The 26,010-nt window shown below is 59.4% G+C and carries 17 protein-coding genes and 1 pseudogene; 8 read left to right on the forward strand and 10 right to left on the reverse strand.

Going from position 1 to position 26,010, the window contains the following annotated elements:
- Positions 1-270: 270 nt before the first annotated feature.
- The 5 genes and pseudogenes from KJW29_RS21685 to KJW29_RS21705 form a co-directional block, all read right to left on the reverse strand.
- Complete coding sequence (locus KJW29_RS21685; protein WP_425517571.1) at positions 271-2,091, reverse strand: acyl-CoA dehydrogenase FadE; 1,821 nt, start codon at positions 2,089-2,091, stop codon at positions 271-273.
- 11 nt (positions 2,092-2,102) lie between these two features.
- Positions 2,103-2,210, reverse strand: a pseudogene (locus tag KJW29_RS36880) (hypothetical protein); the annotation flags it as partial.
- A gap of 86 nt (positions 2,211-2,296) precedes the next feature.
- Positions 2,297-3,529 carry an acetyl-CoA C-acyltransferase gene (locus KJW29_RS21695; protein ID WP_214626157.1) on the reverse strand — a complete coding sequence of 411 codons (1,233 nt, stop codon included), beginning with the start codon at positions 3,527-3,529 and terminating at the stop codon, positions 2,297-2,299.
- A gap of 832 nt (positions 3,530-4,361) precedes the next feature.
- The gene (locus KJW29_RS21700; RefSeq protein WP_214626158.1) at positions 4,362-6,830 is read right to left on the reverse strand and encodes a 3-hydroxyacyl-CoA dehydrogenase/enoyl-CoA hydratase family protein; all 2,469 of its coding nucleotides are present in this window, start codon (positions 6,828-6,830) and stop codon (positions 4,362-4,364) included.
- Between the two features lie 31 nt (positions 6,831-6,861).
- A complete protein-coding gene (locus KJW29_RS21705; RefSeq protein ID WP_246608876.1) occupies positions 6,862-9,162 on the reverse strand; it encodes a (Fe-S)-binding protein in 2,301 nt (766 codons plus the stop codon).
- A gap of 366 nt (positions 9,163-9,528) precedes the next feature.
- Between KJW29_RS21705 and KJW29_RS21710 the strand changes: the two genes are divergently transcribed.
- Positions 9,529-10,344 (forward strand): electron transfer flavoprotein subunit beta/FixA family protein, encoded by an 816-nt coding sequence (locus tag KJW29_RS21710; protein WP_214626159.1) that lies wholly within the window; start codon positions 9,529-9,531, stop codon positions 10,342-10,344.
- A gap of 161 nt (positions 10,345-10,505) precedes the next feature.
- The gene (locus KJW29_RS21715) at positions 10,506-11,501 is read left to right on the forward strand and encodes an electron transfer flavoprotein subunit alpha/FixB family protein (RefSeq protein ID WP_214626160.1); all 996 of its coding nucleotides are present in this window, start codon (positions 10,506-10,508) and stop codon (positions 11,499-11,501) included.
- Between the two features lie 207 nt (positions 11,502-11,708).
- Here KJW29_RS21715 and KJW29_RS21720 read toward each other — a convergent pair whose 3' ends face one another.
- Both KJW29_RS21720 and KJW29_RS21725 read right to left on the reverse strand, forming a co-directional pair.
- Entirely contained in the window at positions 11,709-12,386 is a 678-nt protein-coding gene (locus KJW29_RS21720; RefSeq protein ID WP_214626161.1) for an SOS response-associated peptidase, read from the reverse strand.
- A gap of 162 nt (positions 12,387-12,548) precedes the next feature.
- Positions 12,549-13,400: a helix-turn-helix domain-containing protein gene (locus KJW29_RS21725; RefSeq protein WP_087572720.1), complete on the reverse strand. Its 852-nt coding sequence runs from the start codon at positions 13,398-13,400 to the stop codon at positions 12,549-12,551.
- Positions 13,401-13,629: 229 nt separating this feature from the next.
- Here KJW29_RS21725 and KJW29_RS21730 point away from each other — a divergent pair, with 229 nt between their 5' ends.
- The 3 genes from KJW29_RS21730 to KJW29_RS21740 are packed head-to-tail and all read left to right on the forward strand — an operon-like array spanning position 13,630 to position 15,123.
- Positions 13,630-14,409, forward strand: coding sequence for a MerR family transcriptional regulator (locus KJW29_RS21730; protein WP_214626162.1), 780 nt, complete (start codon positions 13,630-13,632; stop codon positions 14,407-14,409).
- Between the two features lie 22 nt (positions 14,410-14,431).
- Entirely contained in the window at positions 14,432-14,806 is a 375-nt protein-coding gene (locus tag KJW29_RS21735; RefSeq protein ID WP_246608321.1) for a DMT family transporter, read from the forward strand.
- Positions 14,803-15,123, forward strand: coding sequence for a DMT family transporter (locus tag KJW29_RS21740; protein WP_087572722.1), 321 nt, complete (start codon positions 14,803-14,805; stop codon positions 15,121-15,123). Before KJW29_RS21735 ends, KJW29_RS21740 begins: the two co-directional genes overlap by 4 nt.
- Before the next feature lie 48 nt (positions 15,124-15,171).
- Here KJW29_RS21740 and KJW29_RS21745 read toward each other — a convergent pair whose 3' ends face one another.
- Genes KJW29_RS21745 through KJW29_RS21755 form a run of 3 tightly spaced genes read right to left on the reverse strand, consistent with a single transcriptional unit; the run spans position 15,172 to position 17,171 of the window.
- Complete coding sequence (locus KJW29_RS21745) at positions 15,172-15,882, reverse strand: hypothetical protein (protein WP_214626163.1); 711 nt, start codon at positions 15,880-15,882, stop codon at positions 15,172-15,174.
- Complete coding sequence (locus tag KJW29_RS21750; RefSeq protein WP_214626164.1) at positions 15,870-16,319, reverse strand: flavodoxin; 450 nt, start codon at positions 16,317-16,319, stop codon at positions 15,870-15,872. Before KJW29_RS21750 ends, KJW29_RS21745 begins: the two co-directional genes overlap by 13 nt.
- A gap of 51 nt (positions 16,320-16,370) precedes the next feature.
- Positions 16,371-17,171 carry a hypothetical protein gene (locus KJW29_RS21755; RefSeq protein WP_214626165.1) on the reverse strand — a complete coding sequence of 267 codons (801 nt, stop codon included), beginning with the start codon at positions 17,169-17,171 and terminating at the stop codon, positions 16,371-16,373.
- A gap of 223 nt (positions 17,172-17,394) precedes the next feature.
- On the opposite strand from KJW29_RS21755, the gene KJW29_RS36530 reads away from it, so the two are divergent.
- The 3 genes from KJW29_RS36530 to KJW29_RS36215 all read left to right on the forward strand — a co-directional run bounded on the left by KJW29_RS36530 (position 17,395) and on the right by KJW29_RS36215 (position 25,685).
- Positions 17,395-19,374 carry an exosporium glycoprotein BclB-related protein gene (locus KJW29_RS36530; RefSeq protein ID WP_281426277.1) on the forward strand — a complete coding sequence of 660 codons (1,980 nt, stop codon included), beginning with the start codon at positions 17,395-17,397 and terminating at the stop codon, positions 19,372-19,374.
- Between the two features lie 243 nt (positions 19,375-19,617).
- Complete coding sequence (locus tag KJW29_RS21765; protein ID WP_246608322.1) at positions 19,618-22,686, forward strand: exosporium glycoprotein BclB-related protein; 3,069 nt, start codon at positions 19,618-19,620, stop codon at positions 22,684-22,686.
- Positions 22,687-23,180: 494 nt separating this feature from the next.
- Positions 23,181-25,685, forward strand: coding sequence for a collagen-like domain-containing protein (locus KJW29_RS36215; RefSeq protein ID WP_246608323.1), 2,505 nt, complete (start codon positions 23,181-23,183; stop codon positions 25,683-25,685).
- The last annotated feature ends 325 nt before the right edge of the window (positions 25,686-26,010 follow it).

The raw sequence follows: 26,010 nt of genomic DNA on the forward strand, positions 1-26,010 counted from the left end.
GCTCTGAGCTTGAAGCTCGCTCAGAACTGACGGACTCTCCCCAGTCCCAGGCTCTGCAACGTCCCAATCCCCCCGAGCCTCCCCAGACTCGGCAGGTTCGGGAGCCGCGAGGCTCCCTTCCGAGGCGTTCTCACGTGCTTGCGGCTCTGCGAATACAGCTTCGGCCGAATTTCCCTCCTGCTGATCTGCGGCGCGCGAATCTTCGTTCGGCAATGAATCGGACGATAGCGGGTCTCCAGGTCTACGCGATTCCATCGCTGCACTCCCCCTCTACACGACATAGTGTTCACTGCGAATCACGCGGGCCGCGATCTCTCGCTTGAGAGCGATCGTATCCGACAGTGGCGCCCGCATCAGCTTCTTCAAGACGGACAGTTGCATCTGCAGCCCGTCGCCGCGCTCCAGAGCAGAGAGCGCAGTCTTGGCAAGCGATTCGATCTTCTCCATGGCCTCCTGCACGAACACCTCCGTCATAGACAGCGCAAGGCGAGCGTCCTCCGTTTGCGCTCCCCCTTCTCTGGACAGCATCTTCTGCGACCGCAGCAGCGCGCTTTCCATCGCGAAGACTTGAATCATCAGATCCGCTAATACGCATAGCACCTCCTGCTCTCTTTCAAGCTTCGTGCCCAGCTTTTGGACCGCGAGGCCGCCGATGGCGAGAAATGTTTTTTTCGCTTGGGCAACGCGGTAAGTTTCCTTGTCCAGCGGCTCCGAGAATGTCGGCAACGACATGGGTCCCATCAGCTCGCCCAGAAGCGACTGCGTTTTTTCCATGAGCGGGAGCTCGCCTTTCATTGCCTTTTTGAGCAGCGTGCCAGGGATGAGCATTCGGTTGATCTCATTGGTCCCCTCGAAAATCCGGTTAATCCGCGAATCCCGATAAATCCGCTCTACCTTATATTCGCGAATATAGCCATAACCGCCGTGAATCTGCACGCCCTCGTCGATGACGGAATCAAGCGCCTCCGATGCAAAAACCTTTAGAATCGAGCATTCTATCGCATACTCGCTGATCGCCTTCACCGCCCGAGCCCCGGCACCCGCCGAGCTTTCGGAGTAATCGTCTCCGCCCCCCTCCTGCTCCTCCAGCTCGCGCAGCGTCGCATCAATGTAACCCGCGATCCGGTATACCATGCTCTCCAGCACGAACGTCGTAATGTTCATGTCCGCAAGCTTGGCTCCGATTAGCGGGTAACGCGACAACTCGTGACCGAACTGCTTGCGCGTATTGGCATAAGCGGATGCCAGCTCAATGGTCTCCTTCGACGAGCCAAGGCAAGCCGCGCCGAGCTTGAAGCGGCCAATATTCAAAATATTGAAGGCGATGAGATGGCCTTTGCCGACCTCCCCGAGCACATTCCCGACCGGGACGTGGACGTCCTCGAAAAACAGCGGGCACGTCGAAGAGCCCTTGATGCCCATCTTATGCTCCTCCGGACCGATACTGAACCCCGCCATCTCCCGTTCCACGATAAACGCCGTAAATCGTTCTCCGTCCACCTTGGCATACACGATGAACACGTCTGCGAATCCCGCATTCGTAATGTATAACTTGGAACCGTTAAGCACATAAAATTGCCCATTCTCCGTCAGCTTCGCCGTCGACTTCGCACCGAGCGCGTCGGAGCCTGAAGCCGGCTCGGTCAAGCAATAGGCCGCGATCCGATTCCCCGACGCCAGGTCCGGAAGGTACTTGGCCTTCTGCTCCGGCGTGCCGAAGAACACGATCGGGAGCGTCCCAATGCCGGTATGAGCGCCGACCGACAATGCGAACGACGATGCCCTCGCCATCGTCTCGGCAAGCAGCGTCGTGCTCACCTTGTCGAGCCCGATGCCTCCGTAAAGCTCCGGCACGTCTGCGCCAAGCAGGCCCAGCTCCCCGGCTTTGCGCATAAGCTGAACCGTCAGCTCATAATTGAGCGCTTCGACCTCCGCATCGCGCGGCGCCAGCTCCGTCTCCAGGAACTGCTCTGCCGCCTGGGCCATCATCATTTGCTCCTCCGTGAAGTCCTCCGGCGTCACTACCGACGCCGGATCGCTGTCCTGTACGACGAACCGCCCGCCGAAACGTATCGTTCCCGTCGCCACTATCGCATTCCTCCTCAAGTCATAGTCAGTCGAACATCCGATGCTTCCATCCCGCCTCCGATGCACATCGTCACGACGCCAATTCCGCCACCGCGACGGCGCAGCTCATGGATGAGCGTTGCACGCTAACTCTCCGGATAGACCTCAATAACGCCAGCAGCTCCCATTCTGCTCCGTGACGGCGCAACTCGTGGATGAGCGTTGCACGCTAACTCTCCGGATAGACCTCAATAACGCCAGCGGCTCCCATCCCGCCTCCGATGCACATCGTCACGACGCCAATTCCGCCACCGCGACGGCGCAGCTCGTGGATGAGCGACACGGTCAGCTTCGTGCCGGTACATCCCAAGGGATGCCCGAGCGCGATCGCTCCTCCGTTCACGTTCACACGTTCGGGATCCAGCCCCAACTCGCGGATGATCGGCACGCACTGGGCCGCGAACGCTTCGTTTAGCTCGAACAGGTCCACCTGCTCCTTCGTAATGCCCGCTTTCGCCAGAGCCTTGGGAATCGCCTCGATAGGACCGATGCCCATCACCTCGGGTGCAACGCCCGCAACCGCGAAGCTGCGAAAAGCGGCAAGCGGCCTCACGCCAAGTTCTTCGGCCTTCTCGCGGCTCGTAACGATGACGGCTGCTGCCCCGTCGCTCATCTGGGAGGCATTGCCCGCCGTCACCGTTCCTTCGCGAGCGAAGGAGGGCTTGAGCGGAGCCAGCGTCTTTGGCGTCGTCTCCGGTCGAACCCCCTCGTCGACTCTAAACACGAATGTTTTCTCCCAAGGACGACCTGCATCGTTCGTGCCGGAGCGTGTAGCGGTGACCGGAACGATCTCGTCCTCGAAGCGTCCCGCCGCAATCGCGGCCGCCGCTTTCCGATGACTGCCTGCCGCGAATTCATCCTGCTCCTCCCTAGATACGCCGTACCTTCTGGCGACCTCCTCTGCCGTATGGCCCATTCCCATGTATACTTCCGGCATAGCATCTACAATTCCGGGGTGCGGTGACACACGGAAGCCGCTCATCGGCACGTGGCTCATGCTCTCCACGCCGCCGGCGACGACAACGTCCGCTTCACCTAGCCGAATGCGTTCGGCGGCATATGCGATAGACTGCAGCCCCGAAGCGCAGAAGCGGTTAATCGTAACCGCCGGCGTGGTGACTGGCAGCCCTGCGTATAACGACACGATGCGCGCCATATTAAGCCCTTGCTCGCCCTCCGGCATGGCACAGCCGATGATGACATCCTCGATGAATGCCGGATCAAGCTCCGGCACTTTCTCCAGCGCCCCCAGCAGTACGGCCCGCCCCAGATCCTCCGCGCGGGTCTCGGCCAGACTGCCTTTATTCGCTTTGCCTACCGCCGTCCTCGCCGCCGCGACGATAACGGCATCTCGCCCTGACTGCGCGAACGGCGAACCCGGCAACGATTGCTCGGTCCCCATAGTCAAATGCTCCTTTCGCAAAACATATTGTTGGTCTCGCCGACTTATTCGGCGGATTCGACCGCCGGACGGACCTGTAAGGCGGTCTCGCCGACTTATTCGGCGGATTCGACCGTCGGGTGGACCTGTAAAGCGGTTTCTTGGATTGGTCGAGTTCACTATTTAGTAGTACAGTAATCGACGTGGTGGAAGTGCGTAGCGCCTACAGTCGCTCGAACGCCGCCTTTTAGACGCTACGCACGTTAATAGGCCAATGGCAGCACATCTCAGCTACTTTCCGACCTATCGGCGTTTATACCGCCTATGGCAGCACATCTCAGCTACTTTTCACCCTATCGGCGTTTATACCGCCTATGGCAGCACATCTCAGCTACTTTTCGACCTATAGGCGTTTATACCGCCTATGGCAGCACATCTCAGCTACTTTTCAACCTATAGGCGTTAATAACGCCTATGACACCACATCTCAGCTACTTTTCGCCCTATAGGCGTTAATAACGCCTATGACACCACATCTCAGCTACTTTTCACCCTATAGGCGTTAATAACGACTATGGCAGCACATCTTAGCTACTTTTCGACCTATCGGCGTTAATAACGCCTATGACAACACATCTCAGCTACTTTTCAACCTATAGGCGTTAATAACGACTATGGCAGCACATCTCATCTACTTTTCGACCTATAGGCGTTTATACCGCCTATGGCAGCACAACCGAACGTGTAAGCTTCTATGCAAAATCCTGCGGATTCGACCGCCGGGCGGGCCTGCAAGACGGCCTCGCCGGTCTCGCCCACAATCTTGCCGAGCCCGGCCCCTGCGGCCACGACGCTAGTTCCGCAGCGGCTTGCCTTTGGTCAGCATGTGGCTCATCCGCTCCTGCGTCTTGCTCTCGCCGCACAGGCTGAGGAACGCCTCGCACTCCAGATCGAGCAGATACTGCTCGCTCACCCGCGCGCCCTGGCGAACGTCGCCGCCCGAGAGCACATGCGCAAGCTTGCCCGCGATAAGCGCATCGTGCGCGCTAATATGGCCGGAGAGCCGCATCGCCTGCACGTCCATGGCGAGCACCGCCTTGCTCTCCCTGCCGCCGACGGCGACGCGCTCCTCCTCGGGCGCCGTGTAACCCGCGCGGTCGAGCTCGAGCACGAGCCGCTTCGCTTCCGCGATGCGGGCGTCCTGCCGGACGAGCGTCCGGTCCTGCGGGCGTAGCAGTCCCAGCTTGGCGGCGTCATGGCCGCTCGTGGACGTCTTCGCCATCGCAATCGTCTCGAACAGCGCGTTCAGATGCGGCTGCAAGTCACCCGGCGTCGCCCCGTCTCTGCCAGCCCCCGCTGCCGCCGAAAGCCCCGCCCGCTGCATCGCCGAGATCGCCGCTTCCTTGCAGCCGCCACCAGCCGGGATCAAGCCGACCCCCGTCTCCACCAAGCCGAAATATGTCTCCGGCGACAGAAGGATGACATCCGCCGGCAAGCAGGCTTCGACGCCGCCGCCCAGCGTCATCCGGTGCGGGGCCGCAACGACGGGACGATCCAGCCTCTTGAGCCGGAGCATGCTGTCCTGGAAGAAGCGGATGATGTCCTCCACCTCTTCCCACTCCCCAGCCTGCGCTTCCATAAGCAGCAGCATGAGGTTGGCGCCGACGCAGAAGTTCCGGCCTTCGTTCGCCAGCACGAGCCCGCGCCAGTTGCGCGACACCTCCGCCGCGCTCTGGCGAATCGCGGACAGGACATCTCCGCCGATCGCATTGTTCGGAGAATGGAATTCCAGGCAGACGACGTCGCCGCCGATGTCGATCAAGCTTGCGCCGGGCGTGCCGAGCACCGTCCGTCCGTCCGCTTTTAGCGCCGCCAGCGAAATGACGTCCTCCTCCTGCCTTTCCTCGCTCAATCCGCCGGAAGGCGATGCGTAGAACCGCTTACGCTCCGATGTCTGGTAGAAGGAGGCATGCCCCTCCCGCAGCCACGCCTCCACCCACTCCGGAACGCTCTCGCCCTCCTGTTTCATCCGCTCAACGGATGCCTCAAGGCCGATGGCATCCCACAGCTCGAACGGCCCCAGCTCCCAGTTGAACCCCCACTTCATCGCGCGGTCGATATCGACGACGGATTCCGCGATGACGCCCACTTGCGCCGCCGAATACAACAAAGTCGCCTTGACGGTCGACCAGGCGAACTGCGCGTATCGATCCTTCGGATTAGCGCCAAGCAGCGCTTTCGCCTTCGCCGCCGCCCCCTTCGCGGACTTCGCGGCGTCGATGACCGGCGAGGAGACCCGCACCTGCGGCCCGTACTCCATCGTCCCGAAGCGAAGCGACTCGATGCGGCTGCGTCCGTCCGCGTCCTTGCGCTTGCGATAAAAGCCGGCGCCGCTTTTTTCCCCCAGCCTTCCCGACGCCACCAGCTCCTCCAGCAATTGCGGCCTTGCAAAAACAGCCCGCTCCGCCTCGTCCCCGCTCCGTTCCCTCACGTTGTCGACAACGTGCAGCAGCGTATCGAGGCCGACGAGATCCAGCATGCGGTAAGTTGCGGTCTTCGGCCGGCCCAGCGCCGGACCCGTCAACGCATCTGCTTCCTCTACCGTGAGCCCGAAACGGATCGTGTCCGCCAGCGTGACGAGCATCCCGTACGTGCCGATCCGGTTCGCGATGAAGTTCGGCGTATCCCTGGCGACGACGACGCCCTTGCCCAGCCGGCTCACGCAGAGCTCCTCCAGCAGTTCCATTACCTCGGGCGCCGTGTCCTCCGTCGGCACGATCTCGACTAGCTTCATGTACCGCGGAGGATTAAAGAAATGCGTCGCCGCAAAATGCTCCCGAAATTCCTTGCTCCTTCCTTCCGCCATCGCGGCCACGGACAGACCGGACGTGTTCGTGGTGACGAGCGTTCCGGGCCGCCTTGCCGATTCGATCGCCGCGAGCACCTCCCGCTTGACGTCCAGCCGCTCGACGACCGCCTCGACGATCCAGTCCGTGTCGCCCAGCAGCGCGAGATCGTCCGTCAGGTTGCCCGGTCTGATCCGCGAGGTCCATGACGAATCGTACAGGAGCGCGGGCTGGCTTCGGGCCATGTTCGCGACGGCTCTGCCCGCCAAACGGTTGCGGACCGCCGCATCGTCCAGCGTCAACCCTTTGTCCGCTTCTTCGTTCGTCAGCTCTCCCGGAACAACATCGAGCAGCAGCACCCGCATTCCCGAGTTGGCCAAGTGGGCGGCGATTCCCGCTCCCATGACCCCCGAGCCGATGACGGCGGCGGTCCGGACGGCTGTCGCGCTCCTCCTTCGAGTCGTTGAAATCGACATCGCTTGCTTCACTCTCCTTTTGGATGTTGTGTTACCTGCCAAATACGCTCTCCGCCAGCAGCTCCGCCACGTCCCGCGCTTCGACCTCCTCGTCCGCGGACAGGAAGCGGAGGCCGTCCTCCATCATGGTCAGGCAATACGGACAAGCGGAGCTAATGACGGACGGCTTCACCTCCAGCGCCTGCGCCGTCCGGGCGTAATTGACCCGAGTACCGGAATGCTCCTCCATCCACATCAGACCGCCGCCGGCTCCGCAGCACATGCCTTGAGGACCGGAACGCTCCATTTCGCGCACGGATATGCCCGGTATAGCCTGCAGCACGCTGCGCGGCGCCTCATACGAGTTGTTGTAACGCCCCAGATAACAGGAGTCGTGAATCGTCACTTGCTCTTCCACGGCGAACCTCGTCTTCAGCCTCCGTTCCGCCACCAGCCTGGCCAGCAGCTCCGTATGATGTTCCACCCGCACGCCCGGCGACAACCCGAAGTCCGGGTATTCATTCTTGAACGTGTTAAACGTATGCGGACACACGGTCACGATATGACTAATCCCATATTTGCCTAATGTCGCGATATTCTCCCTGCACAGCTCCTGGAATAGCAGTTCGTTGCCAATGCGTCTGGCCGTATCGCCGGAGCTTTTCTCCTCATTCCCCAACGTTGCAAAATCGATGCCCGCATGCTTCAGCAGCCGAATAACGTCAAACAGCACTTTGCGGCTTCTCGTGTCGTAAGCGCCCATGGAGCCCGCCCAGATCAGCAGCGATGGCAGTTTCTCGCCGCGCTGCTTCCGCTCCGCCATCGTGTCAACCCGGATGCCCGTACGGCTGTAGCACTCTTCGATCCATGCGGCGCGCTCCGCACGCGGCAGCCCCCAAGGGTTGCTTTGGCGTTCAATGTTTTGCAGCGCCCGCTGGCCGTCTGCCGGAAGCCGCCCTTCCATCAGCACGAGATATCTGCGCATGTCGATGATTTTGTCCACGTGCTCGTTGCCGACCGGGCATTGCTCCTCGCAGTTCCGGCACGTCGTGCAAGCCCACAGTTCATCCTCCGTCATCACGTCGCCGATCAGCTCAAGGTCCTCCGCCTTCGCTCCGGCTTGTTTCGCCCATCCGGCCTTCTGCACATCCATCGTAGGCGCGATATTCGTCTTGTAGGCGGCAAGCGGCTCCGCCTCGTCTCCATGACTGTCCCAGTCCGGCATGACGGAGCCCATGGCATGCGCGGCCGGCTCGGCGCCCTGCCATATCAGGCTGCCCGGCAGCCATGGCGACTTTGAGGTGATGGATGCCCCTTTCTCCGTGAGATGGTCGCGCAGCTTCACGATGAGATGCATCGGCGACAACAGCTTGCCGGTGCTCGAAGCCGGGCACACATTCGTGCATCGCCCGCACTCCACGCAAGCGTACAGGTCCAGCAGCTGCTTCTGCGTAAATTGCTCCACCTTGCCGACCCCGAAGCTCTCCGCCTCCTCGTTCTCCAAGTCGAGCGGGGCCAGCCTTCCCGGCGGCGTATTGCGGCGGAACCAGATGTTTACGGGCGCGGTGATGAGGTGGAAGTGTTTGGACTGCGGAACGTACACGAGAAAGCTTAGCAGGATAACCAGATGCAGCCACCAGAAGGCTTCGAACCAGGCATGGGCCAGCGGGCTGCCCCGTGCGACCAGATGGCCCAGCAGCTCCGAAACAGGACCGCTGATAGGAGCGTACCGGGCTTCGGCGACAGGTGCCGCCCCCAATCTCTCGAAGGAGAGAGACAGCAGGATCGACAACATCAATCCCCCGATGAACCAGAGCACGATAGAGGGTTTCCATCCCTTTTTGAGCCGGGCCAGTTGCTCGCCGTACCTCCTATACCCGCCATAGACGACAGCCAGCAACACGAGGAACACGGTAACCTCCTGCAGCCAGGAGAACGGCCCGTAGAACGGAATCGGCAAGGCTTCGCCGCCGTTAAGCCCCTTCCATATAAGGTCTACCGCTCCGAACTGCAGCATGATGAATCCGTAAAAATAAACCAAATGCATGGATCCGCTTCGCCAATCATTCAGCAGCCGGCGGTGACCGAACATCTCGCTTCCGATCCCCGTCTTCCCGCGGCTGCGGACGCTTCTCCCTCGCCAACGACTTTCCTTGATTCCGGAACCGGGTTCGCTGCCAACGCTATCCTGCAGAGCTCCGTCTTTGGCGGTCTTTCGCTCCAAGCCTCCCGGCCGATGCCGCTCGAACACGGCTGGAACGCCCAGCTTCATATAGCCGATTCTTCGCCGCACGACAGCCGCGAACATCCAGACGGCCGCCGCTACGAGCAGCGCGAACAGCAACCATCTCATCCACGACGCATTAGACCCGCCTACGGCCAGCAAGGCCGCAAGCGCCCTCTTTTCCGTCAATACGCCAATCTGCACACCGACAGAAAGGAGCATTATCCATTGCCCTGCCACTTGTCAGCCCTCCCTTGTCGACCGATCCCATCTGGCTCCCCTCATTACGGAGCTCTTTTTTGGGACAAGCTTTTGAAGCGCTTTCATAATTATCCCCGGTCCTCCATTTATATGAACGGGATGGCGCGAACATGCTTTTTTCGGATGGCTCGCAGGGGGTCTAAAGCCGGCGGCAGCATCATAAGGTAGCACTGATGGACAGTGTGTTCCGACCGGAATAACATCAGTAAATCCAAGCTCGCAAGGGAGGTTGCCATGCAAACAATTGTGGTTCTGCTTAAACAAACCTTCGACACCGAGGAGAAAATAACCGTCACCCCTCAAGGCATCGAGGAACGGGATGCCAAGCTGGTCATTAACCCGTACGACGAATACGCATTGGAAGAAGCGCTTCGGATCAAAGAGCGCTCCGGCGCCAACGTCGTCGTTGTGACCTGCGGTTCCGAACGCGCGCAGGAGGCGCTCCGCACGGCGCTTGCCGTAGGCGCCGACGAGGCGATCCGCATCGACTCCGCCGGACTCGGCAGCGATAGCCACGCGCTCTCCGCGGCACTTGCCGCCATTATCGAGCCGCTGTCTCCCGACCTGCTGCTCGCCGGTTTGTTCGCCGTCGATAGCGGCTCCGGAAGCGTCGCTCTCCAAGTAGCAGAGCGGCTGGGCCTGCCCCATGCTTCCGCGGCCGTAAAGCTCTCGATCGGCAGCGCTGCGGAGCTTGGCGTCGACCCTGTCGGCAGCGCTGCGCTCTATGCGCTTGTGGAGCGCGACGTTGAGGGCGATACGGAGACCGTCGCGATTCCGCTGCCGGCGATGGTTACGGCGCAACAGGGCTTAAACGAGCCGCGATACCCTTCGCTGCCCGGTATAATGAAAGCCAAACGAAAGCCCTTGAAGGTGGTCGAGCCGGACGAGATCGGGTTAAGCAGGGACAAGGCGGGCGAAGCCGTCCGCACCCGCCAGATCTCCCTCTCCCCTCCCCCGCCTCGGGCGGCGGGCAAACGGATCGGCGGAGCTGCGGCGCAGCAAGCTTCCGAGCTTTTAAAGCTGCTGCAGGATGAAGCGAAAGTATTGTAAGCGGGTGACGGCAAAGTGCTGTGTTGAACGGGAAAGCGTAGGGACCGTAGCGGAGTAACTTTCTTTCAATGACTTATAGAAAATGACTTATAGAAGTGGGAGCAACAGCTCCCCTGTAGGTATAGCTGACTTTCACATTGCTTCGAAAGGAGTCACGAATCATGAGCAGAACGGTATTAATCTACGCGGAGCGCCGTGATGGCGTTTTACGGCGAGTTGCCCTGGAGGCGCTTGGCGCAGCCAGACGCCTTGCTGGCAACGATGGCGCCGTGCATGCCATCGTTGCTTGCTCGGGCGGCGCTGCGGATGATGTCGACGCCTTGCTGGCGCGTGGCGCAGATGTCGTACATGTTGCCGACAATCCCGCCCTCCAAAGTTACACCCCCGAAGTTTACGCTGCCGTCTTGGGAGCGGCAATGACTGCAATCAGTCCCGACGCATTGCTGCTTGGCCATACTGCGGCTGGACGCGAGCTTGCGCCTCGTCTTGCCGCAGCCCACGGTGCCGGCCATATTGCCGACGTCACCGAGATCGAACTGTCCGGCGACGGGACCGTCGCCTTCGTCCGCCCGCTCTATGCCGGCAAGGCGTTCGAGCGGCGCAGCTTCGAGCCCGGCCATCCGTGGATCGTCACGGTGCGCCCGAACAATCTCCCGCCAGCCGAGCCGCTGGACGCTGGCGGCAGGAGCGGCACTGTCACCGGGCTGGCCTTCCCGGTGCCGCCGCTGGTGACGGCCGTGCGCGGTGTCGTGCGCCGCACGGCCGGCGGCATTGATCTCGCCGAAGCCGACATCGTCGTATCGGGAGGCAGAGGCGTGCGCAGCGCAGCGGGCTTCGAGCCGCTTCAAGCGCTGGCCGCGGCGCTTGGCGGCGCGGTCGGCGCTTCGCGTGCCGCTTGCGACGCCGGCTACTGCGACTATGCCCTCCAGATCGGGCAGACGGGCAAAGTCGTAACGCCGCAGCTGTACATCGCTTGCGGCATCAGCGGCGCCATCCAGCATCTGGCCGGAATGAGTCAGTCGCGTACGATTGTCGCCATCAACAAGGACCCCGACGCCCCCATCTTCAGCATCGCGGACTACAGCATCGTCGGCGACCTGTTCGAAGTTGTTCCGCTGTTTACCGCGGAGATCCTTCGTACCCGATCAGCGGGTTGAGACGGTCGTGCCGCACGAACGTTTCTTACATCGTGAAGAGGCTGCGTTGCATGAGCAACGCAGCCTCACTTCGTTCCAGTTAAGGATTCTTTATTCATGAACTCACATGCACTCCGCCTTGCCCCTAACCCGATGCAACAAAAAACAGGCTGTCATCCAACTAGTCGCACTGGACGACCATTTGGATGACAGCCTTCTTATTTGTCCCTAAGCGAAATCCGGCATCCGGATTTCCATGACGCAGTCCGGCGACTCGTACCAGTCGTCGCGCACTGCGTTGGTGACGGGGTAGGAGCGCATGAGGTAGCTCTCCATGGGCTCCAGGTGTTTCCGCAGACGGCTGAATTCCGTCAACTTCGGATTCAGCCAGTCTTCCATGCCTTCCACATCCAGCACGACCGGCACGTTGGGCTGCCAGACGGACATGGCCCCGGAAGAGGCAGCGGTCACCATCGTAAACGCCCGCACTTCCTCCCTGCCGTTTACATGGCGCCAGCAATCGAAAATGCCGGGTATGCCAAGAATGGGCTGGTTCGGCACAACCGTGTGCATGACGCGGGGGTCGCGCTCCTGGCCGAACGTTTTTTGGCCGTAGAAGCCGCTGCAAGGAATGATGCAGCGCTGGCGCTTCAGCATGCGCTCCAGAAACGGCTTCTCCGACAGGGTGCTGTAATCCGTGTTCACGGAATCTTTCGCCCAGAACGGGAACAGCCCCCATCTTGCTTCTTGCAGGACCCGCGTGTCATGCCTGTCGTTCATAATGATGGTGACATTCTGCGTCGGGGTTATGTTGAACCGACCCTTGTGTCCCTTCATATTTTTGCGCACTTGGAATTGATCCATCAGCTCGCCGATCTCCGCCGTCAATGAAAACCGTTCAATCATCACATTCACTCCTCACTGGATGCTTGCGTTGTTGACACCAGTGTTTGTTAAGTGAATGGAAATTATGCACAGCGGAGGAAATAATCGACGCGCTTCATCTTTCACGCCGCCGATATTTCATGCCATGACCGATTAACACCATGAATGACTACGCTCACCATGCTAAGTAGTAAAACGTTTGCGAAATTTAAGAGGCGGCATGCCGGTATGCGCGGCGAACAGTCTGGAGAAATGCGGCGTTTGGCGGAAGCCCGTCTCTTCGGCGATACGCGCGATCGTCCAATCCGTCTTGATCAATAGCAGCTTCGCCTGATCAAGCCTGTAGTAGAGCAGATATTGTTGAGGCGTGCAGCCGAATACTTCCGTCATACAGCGCGTGATATAGTTCGTATGCAGCTCCAGCACCTCGCTCAGCATGGTGTTGCTGATGGTACTCCGGTAATTGAGCTTCAAATAGGCGGCGGCTCTCTCCGCGATCGATACCGCAGCCTTCGCCGCATCGGAACGCCAGCCTTCGTCCATCATCTGCAACAGATGGAGGAACCGCTGTTGCCGGTCCCAAAATGCTCCGTGGGACGAGCTCTTGGCCGCTTCGTGCAGCTGAGAGAAGATCAGCTTGGCTTCGTCGGGATAGCTCAGCTTCATACGCTTCGGCACCCGTATCGCATACGTGTAATAGTCGCCCCGCAGCGTGCCCGGCTGGCTCCCCTGCGTCTCCTCCCAAGCTCCCGCCGCCTGAAAATGCACCCAATCGAACACCGTGGCCTCATTGCAGGGCTTGAAGGAGTAATGCCAGCTGTCCGGCCTCAGGATAAGCACGTCTCCCGGCGTCAGCGTCCATCTATTATTCTCTTCCGCGACATGAAGCGTCCCCTCGTTTACGAACAGCATGTCGAACACGCCGAGGTTCGTCCGGTTGGGATGCTCGTCTCCCGGCAAGTAAGTCGTACGGTTGGATTCGATAAAGAAAGGCAACGGCGGCGATCGGAACGTCACTAATAAATCGTCTGACAAAAAATCTCCCCCAGCATGGCAATCTCGTTGTTGTAGAAATTCTCCACCTTATTGTAATCGGCACCGAGCTAATCAACAACGACTTTTTCCGCGAAATGGTTCCTTCCCATCGGTCTCCGGGATGATTTTGCGTAAAAATTCGTCTTATCGCTTGACTCTCCCCTATACGTCACAGTTTACTATTAGAAGCACAAGCCTGACGCAACATATGGAAGGAGCGGTCGTTCCCGTGTACAAAATAGGCAAGCTCGCGGCAGATGCCGGCATTACGATCCGCACGCTGCGCTACTATGATCGAATGAACCTGCTCAAGCCGTCGCTCGTCTCGGAATCCGGCTATCGCTATTACACCATGGACGACGTTCTGCGCTTGCAGCATATCACGACCCTCAAGCATCTTGGCTTCACGCTTGCAGAGATTAAGGCAGTCTTCGAAGACGCCGAGCAAACAACGAGCAGCGTCGATGCCTGGAGACAAGCCATTCGCCTCCAAATCGAAGCCGTGCGCAACGAAGTCGATAGGCTTAATCTGCTGGACCGCATGTTGCATACGACGCTCTACACGCTGGAAATACGCGGAGATGTCAACGCAACCGAAGTATTAGGCTTCATTCAGCAAATGGCGCATCACCAGAAGATCGACAAGGATAATAAAATTCGTGCAAACCTTCGGAAGTCACGGTTCCAGCCGGAAGAGATCGAAATCTTGGAAGATCTTCCGCGACTGGATACGGACGACCCCCGTAATATGGCATGGGTCGCCTTGCTTCGCGAAGTTCGCGAGCAGAGTCACGCTCCCCCGAATCCGGAGGTCGAGCATCGTCTCGCGGCACGGCTGGTCGATATCGGAGAAGACTGGTTCCGCGGCAGCGACGAGACGCTGGGCAAGTACTGGGAGTGGATACGCCCCGAGCCGGGCAACGAAGCGAAGGTATTGGGGCTCGACTCCGAGACGATGGCGTTTATCGATCGGATCGTGGACAACTATTTGGCGAAAGTCCAACAATAAGATATGAAGGAAGGGAATCATCGTGAGCGAAACAATCGAACGGAAAGCGCCGCCTAAAGCGGAAAAGCCTCTGTCCAAAAATCGTGCTTGGCTGTACGTCATAGCCGGCGGAGGGCTTGAAATCATATGGGCCATGGGCTTTAAATACGAGGCCGTGCCCTCACTCGTCGTGCTGATCTCCCTGCTGCTCAGCTTCGACCTCATCATACGCGCCACCAAGGTGCTCCCTATCGGAACGGTCTACGCGGTATTCGCGGGCATAGGCACGGTCGGAACCGTCGTAGTCGAAGCCGTCATGGAAGGCACCATCAGCGCCGCCAAGGTGGGCATTATTCTGCTATTGCTGCTCTTCATTATCGGATTGAAGCTTAGCGCCGGAGGGAGCGAACAGAAATGAACGAAGCATGGTGGTTGTTAATCGGAGCAGGCATGATGGAGATTGTCGGGGTCATCGGAATCAAGCGCGTCGCGGAGAACAACAACTGGACCAATAATCTGATCCTGATCGGCGGATTCATAATCAGCTTTCAATTGCTGCTCGGCGCGCTGGAGACGATTCCGTTATCTACCGCGTACGCCGTGTGGACGGGAATCGGCACGGTAGGGGCAGCCGTAGTGGGCATGACCTTCTTCAAGGAATCCAAGAGCCTGCTGCGCATCGTCTGCATTGCAGGCGTCATTGGCTGCGTCATCGGACTGAAATTAATTGGTTGAACACTTGTGCGGCATGCTTCGGACGATGCCGTTATCGCACTTGCACGCTCACATAGCCGGAAGCGCGTGTCGGCTGCCGGATGTCTCCTCGGAGCCCTCCAGCATGGACTTCACCAGCCGCATATAATCCAGCGACCTCTGCCATTGCCGCCATTCCGGCTTCCAAGTGAAACGCCGGCCGCTTAGAGGTACCAACGCTTCTACGCGAGAAGGCAGCCGGCCGAACGCGCACATGCCGAATACGACGGTCATGTGAAAATACAGCTCCAACGACTCCGGGTTTTCGTCGGCGACCAGCTTTTGGACGATATAGCCGCCTTCCCCGTCGGCCTGATCTTGCACAGTGATCAGGTGGAATTGCTGCGTCAGCTCCATGTCCAGCTCCTCCACATATACCGTGAACGACTCGAAGCGCGCCATTACCTCTCCATCGCACGGGTCCTGGACCATAAACCTCTGCAAATGCCGAATGATATCGCAACGCGTCTGAAGATAATGCTCGCCGGAGTGGAACTGTTGATGCCGGTTGGAGAAGCTGCGCAGGCACGCTTCTTCCACCAAGGCTTCCGTCCGTTCTTGCCGAGGCACCACGCAAATATCATGGACCGCGAGGCATACAGACAAAAGTACGAGTCTAGACCAGCTCTCCTTGCGTCTCCCCTTCTCGTCTTGACTGCGTGGGGATTCACCTCCTCCTCGAAGCATTTGCTCGATCTTAACATCTTCGATTCGAACGAGCGGCGGCATCAGCTTTTGCACAATGCACCTGCCACTATTGCCCCCATACGCTTGCCTTCTTCCTTCTCTTCGCCCGAAGCATTGTATTCGAACTTCAGGCTGGGACATACGATCGACGCGCCAAGCTCCTGCAGCTTTGCCTCGATCAGATCTACCGCCCCGCAATATACGGGATAGCTCGCGTCGCCGGAACCGAACGCCGCCGCTTGCTTGCCGGACAGGTCCAATCCATCCATATCCTCGTAAAAATCGAGGAATTCATCCGGCAGCTCGCCATCTCCCCATGTATATGCGCCTATAACGATAGCATCGTATTCCAGCAGCTCCGCCGGTTTGGCGTCATAGGCTTCCTTGCATACGACCTCGAAGCCCGATTCCTTGGCGCCTTGGGCAATCGCCTCCGCCATTTCTTCGGTATTGCCCGTCAAGCTTGTGTACAGCACGATGACCTTCGGCATCTGCAGGCTCCTCTCCCGAATCCAGCCGCACGTAATACGGCATGTTCTCTACTATATCTCGATGGACTGAACGCCCTGGAACAGCGTCGCCATATATAACCTTTCTCCTAGCACGTCGACATCCGTCACGGGAAAGCCCAGCTTGACGGACATCAGGACGAGCCGATCTGCCACGTAAGCCAGCGAAAACAAGCCCTGATCCGTGCAGACATACACGTTCTTGCCCCTGGTGGTCACGGAGAAGATAAACTTCCCTCCGAATGTGATCCGGTCGAATCTGCCTTGCTTATCGCCGACAAGCAGCTCGCCCTCGTCGCTCGCGCCAATCAGATGCCCGCGGAATACCGCAAGACTGCTGACTCTCCGCTCCATCTCGAACTCCGCCCACTCATCCATAAACCGGTCGTATAGCGAGATCCCGGTTTCATGAGCGACAATGACGTACTGAGGCAGGTTGATAAAATCATAAATTCGTTTCCCCTCGCATGCCAGCAAGCCCCACTTGCTCCCCGTGCGCATCCAAAGTCCGTTATCCGTAGCCGCATAACGCGCGCCGCCGATGTTGCGGTATTGATAACAGGGCAGCGAGAGCCCGTCGTTCTCCCATTGCTCCCCCGTCCATTCATAAAGCCCTTTGCTCGTGCAGGCGTGGAGATGCTCATGTTGAAGCTGAAGCCGATGAACACTAGCCGAATCCGGCAGTCCTTGGCCAAGCTTGTCCCAATTGGAATTTCCGTCTATTTCATATACGCCGTAACCGACCGAACCCGCATACACGCCGTACGGGGTCGCTTTCACCGACGAGAACGGGAACAGCAGCCAGTTCCACGGTTTATGGGTATCCGTTCGCATGGATTGATTTCCCCTTATATTATATTGATAATGATTATCACTTTCATAAATAGGATAGCTATTCTCCGTTTTTTTGTCAATGCCTGGCGTTTGAAATGCGATGACGGCGTACTTGCCCGAGATCGCCCATTTTTCGTAAAAATAGTCAAGCGCCTAGCGATTCGGGCTATTGCACCCAATCACGAATGCCTATCGCGCCGTAAGATGGATAAACAACTAGGAGGTGCTTAAACTGAAACAACCATTCAAAAATAGAAGCCGCTCCGCGAAGAAGCAGCTCGTCTTCGTTAGCAAATACAGCGGCGGCGGATCTTCTGCAAAACATAAGCACAGAGGCAAGAGATACGGCACAAAGAGAAAACGGATCGTCGTTCAAGCAACCGGCAGCGAAAATCGACACGGGCATCCAGACGACTGGATAGGCCCAATGGGTCCGACCGGGGCAAACGGGGAAATGGGTCCACAGGGAGAACGCGGGGAGCGCGGCAAAAAAGGCGATGACGGCGAGCGCGGCAAACGTGGACATACAGGAGCAACGGGAGCAACAGGTCCAGCGGGGCCTCAGGGAATTCCAGGTATTCCGGGAATTCCAGGACTTCCAGGACTTCCTGGGCAGGTGGGTCCAATGGGTCCAATGGGCCCAATGGGCCCTACTGGGGCAGCCGGGGGGCCACCCGGCGCGACTGGAGCAACTGGTGCCACAGGAGCCACAGGCTCACAAGGACCCATTGGACCCCAAGGGCCTCAAGGTGCGCAGGGCTCGGTCGGCCCTCAAGGTCCTCAAGGTTTCCGAGGCGATCAAGGTGTTCAAGGACCTCAGGGCGCCGTTGGCCCTCAGGGACCCCAAGGTCCTCAAGGTCCTCAAGGACCGCAAGGCAATGCCGGGCCGGTCGGTCCACAAGGTCCGATAGGCGTCGGTCTTGTAGGCCCGACAGGCGCTACCGGAGCGACAGGGGCCGTTGGCGGTCAAGGGGTGCCAGGGGTACAAGGACCACAAGGGAATGCCGGGGCTACGGGCGCAACCGGAGCAACCGGAGAGATTGGACTCCAGGGACCTGTCGGACCACAAGGGCCGCAAGGCAATGCTGGACCTCAGGGGACGCAAGGAGCGGCTGGACCTCAAGGACCACAGGGACCGCAAGGACCGATCGGAGCGACAGGTGCAACCGGTCCTGCCGGGCCTACCGGCGCTAATGGTCTCTCTGGCTCTACCGGTGCCACGGGGGCAGCCGGAGCAGCAGGCGCGACCGGTCCGACGGGCGCCGACGGGGCTGCAGGTGCGACGGGAGCTACGGGCGCAACTGGACCAGCGGGCGTTGACGGAGCTACAGGCGCAACCGGACCGACAGGCGCTGACGGGGCTGCAGGTGCGACGGGAGCTACGGGCGCAACCGGACCGACGGGCGCTGACGGAGCTGCAGGTGCGACGGGAGCTACGGGCGCAACCGGACCGACGGGCGCTGACGGAGCTGCAGGTGCGACGGGAGCTACGGGCGCAACCGGACCGACAGGCGCTGACGGGGCTGCAGGTGCGACGGGAGCTACGGGCGCAACCGGACCGACGGGCGCTGACGGGGCTGCAGGTGCGACGGGAGCTACGGGAGCTGACGGGGCTGCAGGTGCGACGGGAGCTACGGGCGCAACCGGGCCGACGGGCGCTGACGGAGCAACAGGCGCCGCGGGTCCAGGTACTATCATTCCTTTCGCTTCCGGCTTGCCTCTTGTGCTGGCATCTACGGTAGGCGGATTGGCGTCAACAGTTGGCCTTGTCGGATTCGGCAATAGCGCTCCTACCATTCTGATCGCGGGCAATAGCATTGATCTGACAGGCGGAGCCGGCACGTTGTTGAACTTCGCATTCTCCGTACCAAGAGACGGTATCATCACATCGATAGCCGCTTTCTTCAGCACAACTTTGGCCCTCTCCCTTCTCGATTCAACGGTTACCGTCAGCGCTCAGCTGTTCGGTACCCCTGTACCAAGCAATACGCTGACAGCCATTCCTGGAACCGAAGTCGCCCTCTCCCCTCCATTGACCGGCAGTTTAGCCATCGGCCAGCCATTGGATGGCTTGTTGACAGACCTCGCTGTTCCAGTAACAGCAGGAACAAGGCTATTGCTGGGCTTTACGATCACGGCAACTGGCTTGACTCTTGTCAATACGGTCGCAGGATATGGAAGTGCGGGCATTACGATCGAATAACGACATCCTCATAGACCAATAAGCCGTATCTACGAATTGGCTTATTGGTCTTTTCCCCATTTTTTATCAGCATTTGAAGGTATGGACACCAACTATGAACATATACAGATTGTTTTCTATTCCTCGAATTAGCCGGTAGATTCGCACATTTTACTTACTTAATCCTCGAAAATATGAAACTTTTTCCTAAACGCACATACAAAACCTCCCACCGCCTCGTACTATGAAGAAGCTCAAAAGGAGGTGTTTCAACTGGATAAACCAACAAAAAAAAATCGACAAATCAAACTAGTGAATATGAAAAAGAAAAATAACAGTCAATCTATCAGCATTCATGCCAGCTCTTCCAACAAACGCGACAAGAAAAAAAGCTGCAAAAAGGAAAAGAAAGTCGTTGTCGTCAAACGCTGCAGAAGAGGAGTGGTCGGACCGGTCGGACCAACCGGAGCCACCGGACCTACAGGAGCGACCGGCGAACGAGGACGCCGCGGCAAACGCGGTGATGACGGCAAACGCGGCAGACCTGGCGCAACAGGACCTGAGGGAGCACCTGGTCCTCGAGGACTTCCTGGATTAGCAGGCGCGACGGGTGCCACTGGAGCTACAGGCGCAACAGGTACGATAGAGGGAGCATTATTTAATGTAATCGGAGAAGTGGGTTCGGCAGTCGTGGAGGTTGGCGAAGACCTGATCTTTGTATCCGACACGCTGGATATCACGGTTACCGAGGGCTCCGCAATCGTTCGTATCGAGGACCCATACCTTGGCGAGACGGGACCGACTGGTCCTACTGGTCCTACAGGTCCTACAGGGCCTACGGGAGCTACTGGCGCTACGGGAGCTACGGGCAATGATGGTGCTACGGGTGCTACCGGAGCTACCGGAGCGACTGGAATGACCGGGGCTACCGGAGCTACGGGCAATGATGGCGCTACGGGTGCAACGGGGGCTACCGGAGCGACTGGAATGACCGGGGCTACCGGAGCTACAGGCAATGACGGCCCTACGGGTGCTACCGGAGCTACCGGAGCTACTGGAATGACCGGTGTTACTGGAGCTACTGGCAATGATGGCGCGACGGGTGCAACCGGGGCTACCGGAGCTACAGGAATGACCGGTGCTACGGGAGCGACTGGCACTGATGGCGCTACGGGAGCCACAGGATCAACAGGTGCTACGGGAGCTACCGGCGCAGATGGCGCGACAGGTGAAACCGGAGCTACGGGACCTACCGGGGCGGACGGCGCTACTGGTGCAACAGGACCGACGGGGCCTACAGGAGCAGACGGCGCGACGGGAGCAACGGGCGCTGACGGGGCTACTGGCGCTGATGGCGCGACGGGGGCAACCGGGGCAACCGGAGCTACAGGGCCTACCGGTCCGGACGGCGCGACGGGTGCAACCGGAGCCACTGGCACTGATGGCGCGACGGGTGCAACAGGTGCTACGGGAGCCACTGGCGCTACGGGAGCCACTGGCGCTGATGGCGCGACGGGTGCAACTGGAGCTACAGGGCCTACCGGTGCGGACGGCGCGACGGGAGCAACGGGCGCTGATGGCGCGACGGGTGCAACCGGAGCTACGGGACCTACCGGTGCGGACGGGGCTACGGGAGCGACAGGTGCTACGGGAGCCACTGGCGCTGATGGCGCGACGGGTGCAACCGGAGCTACGGGACCTACTGGCGCTGATGGCGCGACGGGTGCAACCGGAGCTACGGGAGCCACTGGCGCTGATGGCGCGACGGGTGCAACCGGAGCTACGGGACCTACTGGCGCTGATGGCGCGACGGGAGCGACAGGTGCTACGGGAGCCACTGGCGCTGATGGCGCGACGGGTGCAACAGGTGCTACGGGACCTACTGGTGCGGACGGCGCGACGGGAGCGACAGGTGCTACGGGAGCCACTGGCGCTGATGGCGCGACGGGTGCCACTGGAGCTACAGGGCCTACTGGTGCGGACGGCGCGACGGGAGCGACAGGTGCTACGGGAGCCACTGGCGCTGATGGCGCGACGGGTGCAACCGGAGCTACGGGACCTACCGGTGCGGACGGGGCTACGGGGGCGACAGGTGCTACGGGGGCGACAGGTGCTACGGGAGCCACTGGTGCTGATGGCGCGACGGGTGCAACCGGAGCTACGGGACCTACCGGTGCGGACGGCGCTACGGGAGCCACTGGCGCGGATGGCGCGACGGGTGCAACCGGAGCTACGGGACCTACCGGTGCGGACGGGGCTACGGGAGCCACTGGCGCGGATGGCGCGACGGGTGCAACCGGAGCTACGGGACCTACCGGTGCGAACGGGGCAACGGGCGCTGACGGGGCTACTGGTGCTGCGGGAGCGACTGGACCAACCGGAGCCGATGGCGCGACGGGTGCAACAGGGGCGGACGGGGCTACCGGAACGACGGGAGCAACGGGCGCGGATGGCGCGACTGGACCAACCGGAGCCGATGGCGCAACGGGTGCAACAGGGGCGGACGGGGCTACCGGACCGACGGGAGCAACGGGCGCGGATGGCGCGACTGGACCAACCGGAGCCGATGGCGCGACGGGTGCAACAGGGGCGGACGGGGCTACCGGACCGACGGGAGCAACGGGCGCGGATGGCGCGACTGGACCAACCGGAGCCGATGGCGCAACGGGTGCAACAGGTGCGGACGGGGCTACCGGACCGACGGGACCAACGGGCGCGGATGGCGCGACTGGACCAACCGGAGCCGATGGCGCGACGGGTGCAACAGGGGCGGACGGGGCTACCGGACCGACGGGAGCAACGGGCGCGGATGGCGCGACGGGTGCAACAGGCGGCGGCGGCGCGATTATTCCATTCTCTTCCGGCGGACCGCTTGCAGTTACCGTTCTTGTAGGAGGTCTTGCAGGTCTGCCTGGCTTGATCGGCTTCGGAGGATCTGCTCAGGCATTGACCGTACTTGGCGGTACAATCACGATTACCGGCTTGACCAACTATGCGTTTTCGTTGCCACGGGATGGCGTCATTTCGTCGTTGGCCAGTTATATTGCAGCTACAGCGGGACTAACGCTTCTGACTCCACTGACGTACCGATTGCAGGTGTACAGCTCTACTGGGCCAAGTGAAGTTTTCGCTCCGATCCCTGGTGCGCTCGTTGATATCGTCATACCAACGACTATCACCGTGGGAAGCACGTACAATAACGTCACCACAGGATTGAGCATTCCCGTTACTACGGAAACGCGGCTGCTTCTAGTAGCCAGTGCTACTGGCGGTGGTCTCCTGGTTGCAGGATCAGTCGTCGGATCGGTCAGCGCGGGATTGGCTATCGAGTAACGCACTTTAATAATCTCCGCTCGAATAAAACCAGAAAGCCTCGAAGCCAGTGTAATCACTCGCTTCGAGGCTTTTTCCTTCCCAGAATGGGGATTCGAATCACTTTAATCTACTCCGCCCCAAACGTGACATCCTCTATTTGCATCTGATCTTCGGTAGGCAAATCAAGCGGGCAACACGATCTTTTCCAGCAACTCCGAATTCTATTATGTATCGGCTTGGTAATATCCCTCAGAAAAAAACATTTTCATACTAACCGATGTCTGTTTGGTATCGAGGCTGCTTTTCTCTTAATCCACCAATCTCTAATACCCATTCAGCCCTATAGAGCCAGACAACAGGCTTGTCCCTCTCCCCTGCTAAAAATCAGACCTTCAGCTACGACTAGTTATTAGCACATTTATTTTATTTCTTCAAAAAAGCAGAAGACTGCTAATTCAAACGCACATACAAGAATCACAGATTCTACGTACATTAAAGGAGTATCTGAGGAGGTGTTTCAACTGGATAAACCAACAAAAAAACATCGACAAATCAAACTAGTAAATATGAAAAAGAAGAATAACAGTCAATCTATCAGTATTCATGCCAGCTCTTCCAACAAACGTGGCAAGAAAAAATGCTGCAAAAAAGAAAAGAAAATCGTTGTCGTCAAACGATGCAGAAGAGGACCCGTCGGGCCGGTCGGACCAACTGGAGCCACCGGGCCTACAGGAGCGACCGGTGAACGTGGACGCCGCGGCAAACGCGGTGATGACGGTAAACGCGGCAGACCTGGCGCAACAGGACCTGCTGGACCTGCGGGAGCCACAGGCGCTCAAGGACTTCCTGGATTAGCGGGTGCAACCGGTGCAACTGGAGCTACAGGCGCACCAGGTACGATGGAAGGACCATTATTTAATGTAATCGGTGAAGTAGGTACGGCAGTCGTGGAAGTTGGCGAAGACCTGATCTTTGTATCCGACACGCTGGATATTACGGTTACCGAGGGCTCCGCCATCGTTCGTATCGAAGACCCATACCTTGGCGAGACGGGAGCGACGGGCCCTACGGGTCCTACGGGAGCTACTGGCGCTACGGGGGCAACCGGAGCTACGGGAATGACCGGTGCTACGGGAGCGACTGGCAACGATGGCTCGACAGGGGCAACCGGAGCTACGGGAGCTACAGGAATGACCGGTGCGACGGGAGCGACTGGCAACGATGGCTCGACGGGGGCAACCGGGGCTACCGGTGCTACAGGAATGACCGGTGCTACTGGAGCTACTGGCAATGATGGCTCGACGGGGGCAACCGGAGCTACCGGTGCTACAGGAATGACCGGTTCTACTGGAGCTACTGGCAATGATGGCGCTACGGGAGCCACAGGATCAACAGGTGCTACGGGAGCTACCGGCGCTGACGGGGTTACAGGTGCAACCGGGCCGACGGGCGCCGACGGGGCTGCTGGAGCTACTGGCGCTGACGGAGCTACGGGTGCAACAGGAGCTACTGGACCTACCGGAGCCGACGGCGCTACGGGTGCTACGGGAGCCACTGGTGCCGATGGCTCGACGGGGGCAACTGGAGCTACGGGACCTACCGGAACCGACGGCGCTACTGGTGCTACAGGAGCGACTGGCGCAACCGGACCGACGGGACCGACAGGCGCCGACGGCGTAACTGGAGCTACTGGTGCTACTGGTGCTACAGGGGCTGACGGAGTTACCGGAGCCACTGGCGCAACCGGACCGACAGGACCGACAGGCGCCGACGGCGTAACTGGAGCTACTGGTGCTACAGGGGCTGACGGTGTTACCGGAGCCACTGGCGCAACCGGACCAACGGGGCCGACGGGCACCGACGGCGTAACGGGAGCTACTGGTGCTACAGGGGCTGATGGTGTTACCGGAGCCACTGGCGCAACCGGACCGACAGGACCGACAGGCGCCGACGGCGTAACTGGAGCTACTGGTGCTACAGGGGCTGACGGTGTTACCGGAGCCACTGGCGCAACCGGACCGACGGGGCCGACGGGCACCGACGGCGTAACGGGAGCTACTGGTGCTACAGGGGCTGATGGTGTTACCGGAGCCACTGGCGCAACCGGACCAACGGGACCGACAGGCGCCGACGGCGTAACGGGAGCTACTGGTGCTACGGGGGCTGACGGTGTTACCGGAGCCACTGGCGCAACCGGACCGACGGGGCCGACGGGCGCCGACGGCGTAACGGGAGCTACTGGTGCTACAGGGGCTGATGGTGTTACCGGAGCCACTGGCGCAACCGGACCGACGGGGCCGACGGGCACCGACGGCGTAACGGGAGCTACTGGTGCTACAGGGGCTGATGGTGTTACCGGAGCCACTGGCGCAACCGGACCAACGGGACCGACAGGCGCCGACGGCGTAACGGGAGCTACTGGTGCTACAGGGGCTGACGGAGTTACCGGAGCCACTGGCGCCACAGGAACGGACGGCGCTACGGGTGCTACCGGGGCTGATGGTGCTACAGGGGCGACAGGCGCTACTGGTGAATCTTTTGGAGCCGTAGGTTTCTCCGCTAGTCGCGATGCTGCAACCGTCACTACGGATGCACAGCTCGGCGGATGGGTCGTAACGACGCCTAACTACGGTGACCCTTCATTTGATCAAGCTACTGGAACATTCACAGTACCAGCAACGGGTAGATATTCTATTAAAGCCACCATTAGCTACACTACTACTGCAGCAATCACGATCAACTTAGGTGCAGGTATTGACCCGGCATTTGTCGTACGAAATATTACAACAGCGACCCTTCTTATCTCTGGATTGTTCCCTGTCCTGAACGTCAACGTAGCTCTAATCCTTACGTTGAGAACAGTCCTTGGAAACGGAACTGTAACACTAGCCGGCGATGTAGAGCTCACAGCCGGCGATGAGGTAGGCCTCTTCTATGTAGCTGACGGGCTGACAATTGCGCTCAATCTTGGCGGTTCGGCAGCCCCAGTGATCTGGTCGATTCACCAAATCGCATAATTTAAAATGAGGAAGCTTGGCAACGAACTTTGCCGGGCTTTCTTTTTTGTATACTGCACTATAGCTACTAGCAGCCCTCCTCTGCCTCCTCTTCATAACTTGAAAAATAATGATACCAACGTTCCCCAGCTCTCCTCCATTACATAGACTGATTAGGCTACTGACTATAGGGGTGAGGTGAACATGAGTCGGACGAATCGATTCAAAAAGGTTCATTGCTCAAAGCTGATGCGAAGAATTCAATCTTCTGGGAAAGATCGTATTACTTATTCCACTAGACCAATCAAAAAATGCTGCTTAATGGGTCCGACTGGACCCACGGGTC

Source organism: Paenibacillus agaridevorans, from assembly GCF_018604145.1.
Taxonomy (GTDB): domain Bacteria; phylum Bacillota; class Bacilli; order Paenibacillales; family Paenibacillaceae; genus Pristimantibacillus; species Pristimantibacillus agaridevorans.